Raw genomic sequence first — 12069 nt, forward strand, 5'->3', positions numbered from 1 at the left:
CTCATTGTTCCAATTCGATCAGGGCCCGGAACCGCCGGCCGGGCAGCTCCTCCACCGCTCCCTGGACCTGAAGCATGGTCAGAGCGGACAGGACGTAGCGCGCAGAAATTTGGGTGCGCTCCACCACCTCGTCAGCAGACAAAGGCTTTTCCTCCAAAACGGCGATGATCTGAAGCTCATCGTCGGTAAAGCGGGCCTTCTGATCCTTTCGGAGGACCACTTCACGGCCGGAAGGCTGGGACTGCACCGGCTGCTTTGGCTCCGGGTTTCTGTCTGGCTGGGAAGGGCGCTGCCGTTCCACTGGCCGCTCCAGCCGTTCCCGGACCACTTGGGGCGGAAGGGGCGCGGTTGCAGAAAGCTTCAGAGGAAAGCGGTCCCAGTACTCCTCCAAAATGTCCCGGCCTGAGGTAACCAGCTTGGCACCCTGCTGGATGAGCCGGTTGGTCCCCTCGCTCATTTCATTGTCCAGGGCTCCAGGAACGGCAAAGACGTCCCTTCCCTGCTCCAGGGCATGGTTGACGGTGAGCATGGTACCGCCGAAGGTACGGCACTCCACCGCCAGCACACCCAGACAAAGACCGCTTAAAATGCGGTTTCTGGGGCGGTAGTGCTCTCCCTTATGCTCGGTGCCCGGAGGATACTCCGAAATGAGGGCTCCTACTGCCGCCACATCCTGGGCCAGAAAGCGGTTTGTCTTGGGCACGATCCGATCCACGCCTCCTGCCAGCAGAGACACCACTGCACCCCCGCCCTTCAACGCGCCCCGGATGGCACAGGTATCCAGTCCCTCCGCAATGCCGGACACCACCAGTGCTCCGCCGCGGGAGAGCTCTAAACCAAACTTTTCCGCCATCCGCTCTCCGTATTCAGTGGGCTTTCTGCTGCCCACCACGGCAATGGCCGGCTCCTCGTCAAAGAGGAACTTCTTTCCTTTCCAATAGAGCACCGCCGGCGGATCGGCCAGCTGGCGCAGGCGCTGGGGATAGGCTGCATCCTGCAGGGTCATAATGTCCACGCCCAGCCGGTCACAGTCGGCCAGAATATCCTGGGGACGGTCCATACTCTTGTCCTCCAGCCCCCGGCGCTGGCGCTCCGTCAGGGGAAAGAGGGCATACTCTTCCTGGTCGGCATAGTAGATCCGCTCCGGCGTGACAAAGTGATCCAGCAGCATCAGCACCTTCCCAGGGGTCATACCCGGACGTGTGGTCAACCAAAGCCAGTATTTCAGCTCTGTCATTTTTTCATCCCCCTTCCCCAAATTTTTGTTTACAAACGCACCCATCCACGGTATGGTTATCCTAACAAGGGAGGGAGCGTGCCATGTCACATACACCCACGGTACACAAGGTACATTATGCCTGGTCCATCTGCCTGGGCGGGACGCTTATGCTCTTTGCCAGCATTGGCCTGGGCGTCAATGTATTCTCCGCCTTTCAGCCCCATCTCATGGCCCAGGTGGGACTGAGCAACACCCAGGGAGCCTTTCTCATTACGGTACGCAGTTTTTTTGTCCTGGTGGGCATGACCACTGCCGGCGGCGTAGCCGGGCGGCTGGGCCTGCGCCGGGGCTGTACCCTGTCTCTGCTCCTGCTGGCTGCCTCCAGCTTTCTCTTTGGGGCAGCGGAGCAATTTCCCCTGTGCTGTCTGGCGGCGGCCATGGTGGGGCTCAGTTATAGCTGGGCAGGTGTGATCCCGCTGTCTCTGCTCATCGCCGGGTGGTTTCAGGACCGGAAGGCTCTGGCGCTCGGCATTGCCTCAGCGGGCACGGGCCTTGCTACCATTCTGGCCCCGGTTCCCTTCACCACCCTGATCGAGCACTTCAGCCTCCGCGTAAGCTTTTGGGCGGAGGGAGGGCTCATTGCACTGCTGGCCCTGCTCTTCTGGCTTCTGGTCCGGGACCGGCCGGAAGACAAGGGCCTGTCCCCTTACCAGGCGGGCAATCACGAAAATTTGCCGTCCCAGCCCCAGCCCGCACCAGTGGGATTTACTTCTCTGCGCCGGGCGTTCGTGCTCTCGGCCTCCTTCTGCGTGGGGGCGGCCACCAGCCTGGGCATCTCCAACTTTGGAGTGCTCTATTCCACCGCTGGATATGACGCAGACACCGTGGCCCGGCTCATCTCCGTCATGGGCCTTTGTATGATGGCGGGCAAGGTAGCCTGCGGCCAGATCACCGACCAGCTGGGCGGGCGGATTTCCAACTATCTGCTCTATCTTCTAGTGCTGGGGGGCTATGGCCTGTGCTGCCTGGCCAACCTGGGAAGCGTATCGCTGGCCTATTTGGCCATGATCCTGTCCGGACTGGGCCTTCCCCTGAGTGCAGTATCCCAGCCCATCTGGGCCAGGGATCTATGGGGGGAGGAAGGCTACGAGCGGGGACTGAAGTGGATCCAGTCCATCTATGCTCTGGGCATCTTCCTCATGGGCACCGTCCCCGGCGCTTTGGCCGACCGCACCGGCAGCTATGTTCCCGCCTATGTGCTCTTCTGGGCATTGCTGCTGCTCTCTCTGGTTCTTCTGGGCTATGTCTATGAAACAACCGGGGCGGGGCGGAGGCCGGCGCGCTGAGCTAGCGCCAGGCCTCCCACAGCACCACTGCGGCGGCCACCGCCGCGTTCAGGGATTCACACCGCTCCCGCATGGGGATTTTTACGGTCTGTTTGCTGGCTTGAAGCATCTGCTCCGACACTCCCCTGCCCTCGCTTCCAATGATCACGGCGCAGCGCCTGAGCTGCGCCGTTTTCAAGTCTACCGTATCCTCCCGCAGGGCGGTGGCATACAGGGGAAGGCCCGAGTCCTCCATCAGGCCGGGCAGCTCCTGCGCCCCCACTTCATAGACGGGCAGGCGGAAACAGGCCCCCATGGTGGCGCGCACGGTCTTGGGCGAAAAGGGGTCGGCACAGCCGTTGACCAGAATAAGGCCATCCGCCCCAAATGCATCTGCGGTACGCCAGATGGTGCCTACATTTCCTGGGTCCTGGACCCCGTCCAGCACCAGATACCGCTCCCCTGGCAGAGGGCGGGGCGGGGCAGTGTCAGGCAGCCTGGCCAAAAACAGCACCCCCTGCGGGGTTTTGGTATCGCACAGGCTCTCCAGCAGCTCCCAGGGCATCTCCACCCGCCGCACCCCTTCCGGGCAAGAAACCTGCACCCCCGGAGCGGTGATGACCGTCTCCACGGGGATACCGGCCTGAAAGGCCTCCGCCAAAAGCTTGGGGCCCTCTCCGGGGAACAGTCCCTGGGTCCGGCGCTCCCGGCGCTGGTGATTCAGCTTTCGGATCTGCAGGGCCAGGGGATTTTGCCGGCTGGTGATCTGCTCCACAACGAGGACCGTCCTTTCTGCGGCCCTGTTCTTCGGATAGGGGCCGGAATTCTCATATATATTAAAGGTATCATTTCCCGTTGTCAAGCTATCTTTTTGGCGTTTTGAGTCAAATGATCTCCTTTCCTTCCTCTTTTTGAGGTAGTTCTCCCTCAAAAACGATCCGAGCCGGGCCGGTCATGTATATCCGTTCTCCCCGCCGCTCCAGGATCAGGGTCCCTCCGGGGAGGTGGGCCAATGCCCGTGTTGCGCACCTTCCCTCTCTGAGTCCTGCGGCAAAGGCGGCGCAAGCTCCGGTCCCGCAGGCTAAGGTAATGCCGCTGCCCCGCTCCCACACCCGCAGGGACAAATTTTCCTCATCCGGGCAGGCAGCAAACTCCACGTTGATCCGCTCCCCCACTGCCGGGTGGTCCTCCAGCAGCGGCCCCAGCCGCTCCAGATCCACCTCCTCCGGATTCTTACAGAAAATAACCCCGTGGGGATTTCCCATCCACACAGGGTGCAGGGTAAACCGCTCCCCTGCCGCCTCCACCTCCATGGGCGGCAGCAGCCCTGCCTCCCCCATATCTGCCGTCACAGCCCTGACCACGCCTCCCCGGACATGGAGCTCCAGGGAGCGTGGTCCCGCATCGGTATCAATGGTCAGGCAGGTCTTTCGGGTCAGCCCCTTGTCATAGACGTACTTTCCCACACAGCGAATGCCATTGCCGCACATGGAACCCCTGGAGCCGTCCGCGTTGTACATCTCCATGGCAAAATCCCCCCTCCGGCCGGGTTTTATGCAGATGAGCCCGTCCGCTCCCACACCGAAATGCCGGTCAGACAGGCGGCGGGCCAGAACTGGCAAATTCTCCGGGGTCTCCCTTAAACAGTTTACATAAACATAGTCATTCCCCAGTCCCTCCATTTTTGTAAAGCGCATGGCACACACTCCTTTCCCGGCAAACGCCGGTTCTTTGGTGTAACCTATGCGTCCCAGAGGGCCCACATGTCTCTCCCTCCGAGTCCATTTGTGAAAATTTCCCACATCACCCCCCTTCCTGCCGGGGTATCTTGGCTGGAATTTTTTCTTGCAATGGGGAAGCAGATAGGATATGATGAAACTAATTTGAAAAAAGGGGTTGAGGGTATGAAGGACAATCTCACCGACCTGTTTGGTTCTAATGTATTCAGCGTCTCGGTCATGCGGGAGCGGCTGCCCAAAAAGGTTTTTGCGGAAATATTGGATGTGATGGAGCATGGCGGTAATATCTCCATGGCTACCGCAGATATCGTGGCCAACGCCATGAAGGATTGGGCCGTGGAAAAGGGCGCCACCCACTACACCCACTGGTTCCAGCCTCTTACCGGGGTCACCGCGGAGAAGCACGACAGCTTCCTGACCGCCCCCCAGGACAGCAAGACTTTGCTGCAGTTTACCGGCAAGCAGCTCATTATGGGTGAGCCGGATGCCTCCTCCTTCCCCTCCGGAGGCCTGCGCTCCACCCACTATGCACGGGGTTACACCGCCTGGGATATGACCTCTCCCGCCTTTGTAAAGGAGATGTCCTGCGGTACGATCCTGTGTATCCCCACCATTTTCGTCTCTTATAACGGTGAGGCTCTGGACAAGAAGACCCCCCTTCTGCGTTCCATGGAGGCCATCAACACCCAGGCACTGCGTATTCTCCGCCTGTTTGGCAACACCCAGGCCCAGAAGGTCATTCCCCAGGTAGGCGCTGAGCAGGAATATTTCCTGGTGGACCGGGAGAAGTACTTGAAGCGCCGGGACCTCATCTACACTGGCCGGACCCTCTTCGGCGCGCCCGCTCCCAAGGGGCAGGAAATGGACGACCAGTACTTCGGTGTCATCCGTCCCCGAGTAGGCGCCTTTATGTCCGACCTTAATCAAGAACTGTGGAAGCTGGGCATTCCCGCCACCACCCAGCACAACGAGGCCGCCCCCGCCCAGCACGAGCTGGCCCCCATCTACACCACCTGTAACCTGGCAGTCGACCAGAACCAGCTGACTATGGAGACCATGAAGCGGGTGGCCACCCGCCATGGCCTGGTGTGCCTGCTTCACGAAAAGCCCTTCGTCGGGGTCAACGGTTCTGGTAAACATAACAACTGGTCCATCTGCACCGATACCGGAGAAAACCTGCTGGACCCAGGGGACACCCCCAATGAAAACCTGCAGTTCCTGCTGGTGCTGGCCTGCATCATGAAGGCCGTGGATGACCACGCCGACCTGCTGCGCTGCTCCGCCGCATGCGTAGGCAACGAGCACCGCTTAGGCGCCCAGGAGGCGCCTCCTGCCATCATCTCCATCTTCCTGGGCGACCAGCTGGATGACGTGGTAGCGCAGATCGTAGCCAATGTGGAGTCTGTGAAGCTGCTGGCCAGGGGCACTTTGGACTCCGGCGTGTCCACCGTCCCTGTTCTGAACAAGGACGGCACCGACCGCAACCGCACCTCCCCCTTTGCCTTCACAGGCAACAAGTTTGAGTTCCGCATGGTGGGTTCTTCCGACTCCATCGCGGAGGCCAATGTGGCCCTCAATGCCATTGTAGCCGAGGCCTTCTGTCAGGCCGCCGACCTTCTGGAAAACGCTGAAGACTTTAACGCCGCCTGTTCCAAACTCATCCACTCCTGGATGTCTCAGCACCAGCGGATCATCTTCAACGATGACGGTTACTCGGACGAGTGGGTAGCCGAGGCTGTGCGCCGCGGGCTGCCCAACCTGCGCTCCATGGTCGATGCGGTGCCTGCCCTCACCACGGAGAAGGCAGAGAAGCTCTTCACCAAGTTTGGTATTTACACCAAGTCCGAGCTGGAGGCCCGTGCCGAGATTTTGTACGAGACCTATGTCAAGGTCATCAAAATCGAAGCCAACACCATGATCCACATGGCCGCCAAGCACTTCATCCCCACCGCCATCGCCTATACCACCCAGCTGGCCCAGTCCATTTCTTCCGTGGCCAGCGCCTGTCCCAGCGCAGATCTCAGCGTACAGAAGGGGCTGTTGGAGAAGGTCAGCCTCTGTCTGGCCGACGCCTCCGCCGCTTTGGAGCAGCTCAAGCCCCTTATGGAACGGGTAGACACCATCGAGGACATTAAGGAGATGGCCCACGCTTACCACGATGCAGTGGTTCCCGCTATGACCGCCCTGCGCATCCCCGTGGACGAGCTGGAGCTGTTGGTGGACAAGGACCTGTGGCCCGTACCTACCTACGGCGATTTGATGTTCGAGGTATAATTTCCCCTTTCACCCACAGGGGCCGCCCGGCGGCCCCTGTTTCATGGTAAATCCATCTAACGTGGATAGATGGACCCTTTCGTTCAAAAGATAGAGAAAAAGGAGCTGACACCCCCATGAAAACCCCTTTTGTCACCCTGGAGCAGCTCCAGGAGATGGTCAAAAAATACCCTACCCCCTTCCATCTTTACGATGAAAAGGGCATCCGGGAAAACGCCCGTGCCCTGCAAAAGGCCTTTGCCTGGAATCCGGGCTATAAAGAGTATTTCGCAGTGAAAGCCACCCCCAATCCTCAGATCCTTAAAATCCTTCGGGAAGAGGGCTGCGGCGTGGACTGCTCCTCTCTGACGGAGCTTATGATGTCCCAGCGCTGCGGATTTTCCGGAGATGAGATTATGTTCTCCTCCAACGACACCCCTGCTGAGGAGTTTGCACTGGCCGCCAAGCTGGGGGCCACTATCAACCTGGACGACATCACCCATATTGATTTTCTGAAGGATACCATCGGCTATATCCCCAAAAAGATTTCCTGCCGCTTCAATCCCGGCGGCGTGTTCCAGCTGGGAGAGAGCAAAGAGGGCTTCCAGGTGATGGACAACCCCGGAGACGCCAAATATGGCTTGACCCGGCCCCAGATGACCCAGGCCTTCCGCCGTCTGAAGGAGCTGGGGGCAGAGGAGTTTGGCATCCACGCCTTCCTGGCCTCCAACACTCTGTCCAACGACTACTACCCCGCCCTGGCTGCCATCCTCTTCCGCACCGCGGTGGAGCTGAAGGAGGAGACCGGCTGCCGCATTACCTTCATTAACCTCTCCGGCGGTGTAGGCGTGCCCTACCGCCCCGAACAGACCGCCAACGACATCTTTGCCATCGGCGAGGGGGTACGGAAAGCCTATGAAGAGATTCTGGTCCCCGCCGGCATGGGAGATGTGGCCATCTGCACCGAGTTGGGCCGCTTTCTGCTGGCCCCCTACGGCCATCTGATCACCAAGGTTCTTCATTTCAAGCACACACACAAAGAGTATGTGGGAGTGGATGCCTGCGCTGCCAACCTTATGCGTCCGGCTATGTATGGGGCCTACCACCACATCACGGTCATGGGCAAGGAAAGCGCCCCCTGCGACCACAAGTATGACGTCACCGGCGCTCTGTGTGAGAACAACGACAAATTTGCTGTGGACCGGATGCTGCCGGAAATCAAGATCGGCGATCTGTTGGTCATCCACGATACCGGGGCCCACGGCCACGCTATGGGCTATCAGTATAACGGCCGGCTGCGCTCGGCGGAGGTTCTGCTCCAGGAAGACGGCTCCACCCGCCTCATCCGCCGTGCTGAGACTCCTGAGGACTACTTTGCCACCGCAATCTGGGAGTGAATCAATTGAGCGTTATGGGTGAACTGGCCATTGTCTTCGGCGTGTGTCTTCTCTGTGAGGGAGTTGTGTCTCTGCTTCCCTTCGCCTTTCCCGCCAGCGTTTTAAGCATGCTGGTGCTGCTGGGGCTTCTGCTCAGCGGCATTTTAAAAAAGGAACACATCAGCCGGGTATGCGCCTTCTTTGTAGGAAACATGGCCTTCTTCTTTCTCCCCTCCTGTGTGGGACTTCTGGAGCACTGGGGGACTCTGTCTGCAGTACTCCTCCCTTTCTTCGCTGTGGCGATACTCACTACCCCCATCGTCTATGCCGTCACCGCCTGGACAGTCCAATTTCTCATGGTCCGGCGTAAGAAAAAGGAGGAGATGAAATGAGTGACGTGATCCTCTCTTCCCCTCTTTTTGGCGTTGTGCTCAGTTGTGCGGCCTGGTGTGTAGGGCTTTGGGTACAGAAGAAGACTCGCCTGGTCCTCTTCAATCCCCTGATCGTGGCTGTGGCGGTCGTCATTCTGATCCTGGTTCTTTTCCGCATTCCCTACTCCACCTACGACCGGGGCGGCAGCCTCATCACACTTATGTTGGGCCCGGTTACCGCGGTACTGGCCTTAAATATCTATGAGCAGCGCAAGCTGCTGGGGAAATACTTCCTGCCTGTGCTCACCGGGTGTCTGGCGGGCAGCCTTACCAGCGTAGCCTGTGCCCTGCTGCTGTGCAAGACTCTGGCGGTGGAGGAGTCGATCGCCGCCTCCCTGCTTCCCAAAAGTGTCACCACTGCCATCGCCGTGGCCATCTCGGAAAGCAGCGGCGGAATTCAGAGTATCACCGTAGCTGCCGTCATCGTGGCCGGACTCACCGGAGCTCTGTTTGCTCCTTTGTTTGCCCGGATGTTCCGTATTACCGACCCGGTGGCAGAAGGAGTGGCCATTGGCGCCTGCAGCCATGCGCTGGGCACTGCAAAAGCTCTGGAAATCGGAGAACTTCAGGGAGCCATGAGCTCCATCTCCATCTGTGTGTGCGGCATCATTACCTCGGTGCTGGTACTATTCTTTCCGTAAAATTTCTGCAATTCTGGGCCATACCTCAACCGGTATGGCCCTTCTTATTTACACCGTTTCTTTTTCGTGATACACTGAGAAAAACGAGAAGGGAGCGTTTGCTATGTCTGAGGAGCTGAATACCCTACAGCAGTGGATCGATCAGAGCCATTCCATCGTTTTCTTCGGCGGAGCAGGGGTGTCTACGGAGTCAGGAATCAAGGACTTCCGCAGTGTGGACGGCCTTTATAACCAGCACTACCAATGGCCTCCCGAGGAAATTCTCAGCCGCACCTTTTTTGACCACCGGCCGGAGGAATTTTACCGGTTTTACCGGGACAAGATGCTCTGTCTGGACGCTAAGCCCAATCCCGCCCACCAGAAGCTGGCTCAGCTGGAACAGGCACGGAAATTACGCTCTGTGGTCACCCAGAACATTGATGGACTGCACCAGGCGGCAGGCTCCAAACGGGTGTGGGAGCTCCACGGCTCAGTGCACCGCAACTACTGCATGAAATGCGGCAAATCCTATCCGGTGGAATGGATCCGGGACAGCAAGGGCGTTCCCACCTGCTCCTGCGGCGGAACGGTGAAGCCCGATGTGGTCCTTTACGAGGAGAGCCTGGACAGCCGGGTGCTGGAGGGTGCAGTCAACGACATTCACCGCGCCGACCTGCTGATCATTGGGGGCACTTCTCTGGCGGTCTATCCCGCCGCGGGCCTGATCAATTACTACTCCGGCAAGCACCTGGTGCTCATCAACAAGACCCCCACTCCCTATGATAATCGGGCGGATCTGATTCTCTCCGGCCCTATCGGGGAAATCTTAGGACAAATAGAAGTACGGGAGTAACGCAAAGAAACAGGCCGGAGAGTATCCTCTCCGGCCCGCTGTTTACCGTTTCTCCTTAAGCTGCCCCAATAGTTCCTGGCAGCCCTCCAGCACATCCTGCCAGGTGGTCTCAAAGTCCCCAGTATACCAGGGATCGGCCACTTCTCCCTTTCGTGAGGTGTGGTCCATAAGCAGAGAGATTTTTCCCTCCGGGTCGCCGCCACAGATACGCAGCATGTTGCGCAGGTTGGCCCGGTCCATTCCAATCAGCAGATCATAGGCCCGGTAATCCGACGGCCTCAGCTGGCGTGCTGCATGACCCTCGCAGGAGATGCCATGCTCTTGGAGCTTGCGCCGTGCCGGTGGATAGACGCTGTTGCCAATCTCCTCCGTGCTGGTGGCAGCAGAAGCGATGGAAAACATACTCTCCAGCCCCGCCTGTCTGACCAGGTCTTTCATCACATATTCCGCCATAGGGCTGCGGCAGATGTTACTGTGGCAGATGAATAAGATTTTTGTCATTGCTTTTATATCCCTTCAAAAGCCTCCAAACCCTGATATTTCAGGGTTTTTGGCGCTTCTTTTATTTTTGCTGTTGTGCCGGAAACCTACGCATATTCCCGTAACTCTACGCAGATTTTCGGGCAAATGGTGTAGTAATTGGTGTAGTGGCTGCGATTGCTTCAACCTGATTTTCTCTGCGGCTCCGGTGCGGCAAACCCTCTAAAATCAATGATCTTTGCCATCTGCTCGGCTGCGCGGTCATAGCTCGCGTGTGTGTAAACATTCAGCGTGACGCCCACATCGGAATGCCCCATGACATACTGCAAGGTCTTGATGTCCATACCAGCGTTCGCCATGTTCGTGCAGAAGGTGTGCCGGAACACATGAGGCGTGATGTGCGGCAGAGGCTTGTCCGGGTGCAGCTTTTGATACTTCTTCATTGCCCAGCGCATTTCATTCTCGATGTGCAGGGCAACCTTCGGACTGTCGTTCTTGTCCAGCAGAAGAAAACCGCTGTACCCGTCGATGATCGTTTCCGTTTTCACGCGCTTGCGGCGGGAGAGAATATTTTGCAGGCTCCGGTAAACCTCGTCCGTCATAGGAATGTAGCGGCAGCCGCACTCGGTTTTGGTTTTCTCCACATAATACTTGCCACCGCGCTCCCGGACAAGCTGATGATCCACCCGGATTTTCCGCCCGGTAAAGTCCAGATCAGCCTTTGTCAACCCGCAAAACTCGCTGACACGCATCCCAGTTCCCAGCAGCACCACAAACTCGTCGTAATACTTGCAGTAGGTCTTGTCCTTCCGGATGAAATCCATCCAAAGCGTCTGCTGTTCCTCTGTCATGGCAATGCGCTTTTGTGAATCATTGGAAACCACATCGACCAATTTGAAGTCAAAGGGATTCCGACGGATCACATCCTCATTGTACGCCATCTGGAAAGCCGGTTTGACAACGCCCCGAACGCTGGTGAGGGTGCTGTATCCCTTTCCGTCCTCGTGCAGCTTCATGATCCATTTCTGCGCGTCCGAAACCTTGATGTCCCGGATGGAACGATAACCGAAATCTTCCTTCTTCACCAGATTCAGCACGAAGTTATAGCCGACTTTGGTATTGTAACGTACGCCCTGCTTGATGTTGATATAGCGTTCCAGCAGTTGAATGACGGTAATTTTGCCTGCGGCATAATCAATGCCATCATCAAGCTGCTTCTGGATTTCCTTTTCTTTTTCCCGCAGTTCTTTCAGATCGGAGGAATACACCGTCTGCCGCTTGCCGCGAATGTCTGTATACCGATATTGATAAATCAGGTCTTTTCTCTGGCTCTCTCCTGTCCGCAGGATACGTCCCTTGTTGTCCTTTCTCTTTTCGGACATTGTCAAACTCCTTTCCGTGATGGAAAGAGCCCTGATATGACACACTTATTGTATCATATCAAGGCTCCGATTTACACCACAAATTTCAAATAGAATACGCCTGCTCGATGAACTGATCGAACAGGCGGCGTTTAATCAGACGCTTGTTGCCCACCCAGAGGACAAATTTACATCGGTCCTCGTTGGTGATCTCGCGCAGTTTGTTGATGCCGATGCCGGAGTAAGCCGCAGCCTCCTCCAAGCTCAGATTGCTCTTTTCCCAAATCGGGATTTCCTTCATAGGCAGTTTATCCTCCTTATAAAAACAGCCAGACAGGGTGAGGCGGCAACGAAGTCCGGCAACGGACTTCCAAAAACCTCAAAGATTACCAGATCTGGCGGTTGATTTACG

General features: G+C 57.7%; 12 protein-coding genes. 6 read left to right on the forward strand and 6 right to left on the reverse strand.

Features of this window, described 5'->3' with window-relative positions; genetic code table 11:
- Position 1: 1 nt before the first annotated feature.
- Positions 2 to 1237, reverse strand: coding sequence for a DNA-processing protein DprA (gene dprA / locus ACTQ3R_RS04940; RefSeq protein WP_441779083.1), 1236 nt, complete (start codon positions 1235 to 1237; stop codon positions 2 to 4).
- A gap of 83 nt (positions 1238 to 1320) precedes the next feature.
- Here dprA and ACTQ3R_RS04945 point away from each other — a divergent pair, with 83 nt between their 5' ends.
- Positions 1321 to 2565 (forward strand): MFS transporter, encoded by a 1245-nt coding sequence (locus tag ACTQ3R_RS04945; RefSeq protein ID WP_441779082.1) that lies wholly within the window; start codon positions 1321 to 1323, stop codon positions 2563 to 2565.
- Position 2566: 1 nt separating this feature from the next.
- Here ACTQ3R_RS04945 and ACTQ3R_RS04950 read toward each other — a convergent pair whose 3' ends face one another.
- A complete protein-coding gene (locus ACTQ3R_RS04950) occupies positions 2567 to 3319 on the reverse strand; it encodes a TrmH family RNA methyltransferase (RefSeq protein ID WP_441779081.1) in 753 nt (250 codons plus the stop codon).
- Between the two features lie 109 nt (positions 3320 to 3428).
- Positions 3429 to 4241 carry a diaminopimelate epimerase gene (dapF, locus tag ACTQ3R_RS04955; protein ID WP_441779080.1) on the reverse strand — a complete coding sequence of 271 codons (813 nt, stop codon included), beginning with the start codon at positions 4239 to 4241 and terminating at the stop codon, positions 3429 to 3431.
- 207 nt (positions 4242 to 4448) lie between these two features.
- On the opposite strand from dapF, the gene ACTQ3R_RS04960 reads away from it, so the two are divergent.
- The 5 genes from ACTQ3R_RS04960 (at position 4449) to ACTQ3R_RS04980 (ending at position 9816) form a co-directional block, all read left to right on the forward strand.
- The gene (locus ACTQ3R_RS04960; protein WP_441779079.1) at positions 4449 to 6557 is read left to right on the forward strand and encodes a glutamine synthetase III family protein; all 2109 of its coding nucleotides are present in this window, start codon (positions 4449 to 4451) and stop codon (positions 6555 to 6557) included.
- A 116-nt stretch (positions 6558 to 6673) separates the two neighbouring features.
- Positions 6674 to 7933, forward strand: coding sequence for a diaminopimelate decarboxylase (locus ACTQ3R_RS04965; RefSeq protein WP_441779078.1), 1260 nt, complete (start codon positions 6674 to 6676; stop codon positions 7931 to 7933).
- Positions 7934 to 7947: 14 nt separating this feature from the next.
- Positions 7948 to 8304 (forward strand): CidA/LrgA family protein, encoded by a 357-nt coding sequence (locus tag ACTQ3R_RS04970; protein WP_441779101.1) that lies wholly within the window; start codon positions 7948 to 7950, stop codon positions 8302 to 8304.
- A complete protein-coding gene (locus ACTQ3R_RS04975) occupies positions 8301 to 8984 on the forward strand; it encodes an LrgB family protein (RefSeq protein WP_441779077.1) in 684 nt (227 codons plus the stop codon). Before ACTQ3R_RS04970 ends, ACTQ3R_RS04975 begins: the two co-directional genes overlap by 4 nt.
- 103 nt (positions 8985 to 9087) lie before the next feature.
- Complete coding sequence (locus tag ACTQ3R_RS04980) at positions 9088 to 9816, forward strand: NAD-dependent protein deacylase (RefSeq protein WP_441779076.1); 729 nt, start codon at positions 9088 to 9090, stop codon at positions 9814 to 9816.
- Positions 9817 to 9858: 42 nt separating this feature from the next.
- Here ACTQ3R_RS04980 and ACTQ3R_RS04985 read toward each other — a convergent pair whose 3' ends face one another.
- The 3 genes from ACTQ3R_RS04985 to ACTQ3R_RS04995 all read right to left on the reverse strand — a co-directional run bounded on the left by ACTQ3R_RS04985 (position 9859) and on the right by ACTQ3R_RS04995 (position 11958).
- Positions 9859 to 10317 carry a low molecular weight protein-tyrosine-phosphatase gene (locus tag ACTQ3R_RS04985; RefSeq protein ID WP_441779075.1) on the reverse strand — a complete coding sequence of 153 codons (459 nt, stop codon included), beginning with the start codon at positions 10315 to 10317 and terminating at the stop codon, positions 9859 to 9861.
- Positions 10318 to 10478: 161 nt separating this feature from the next.
- Positions 10479 to 11678, reverse strand: a complete 1200-nt coding sequence (locus tag ACTQ3R_RS04990; protein WP_441779074.1) for a tyrosine-type recombinase/integrase — start codon at positions 11676 to 11678, stop codon at positions 10479 to 10481.
- A gap of 85 nt (positions 11679 to 11763) precedes the next feature.
- Entirely contained in the window at positions 11764 to 11958 is a 195-nt protein-coding gene (locus ACTQ3R_RS04995) for an excisionase (protein WP_035301233.1), read from the reverse strand.
- Positions 11959 to 12069: the final 111 nt, after the last annotated feature.

Source organism: Lawsonibacter sp. LCP25S3_E2 (assembly GCF_052117285.1).
Lineage (GTDB): Bacteria > Bacillota > Clostridia > Oscillospirales > Oscillospiraceae > Lawsonibacter.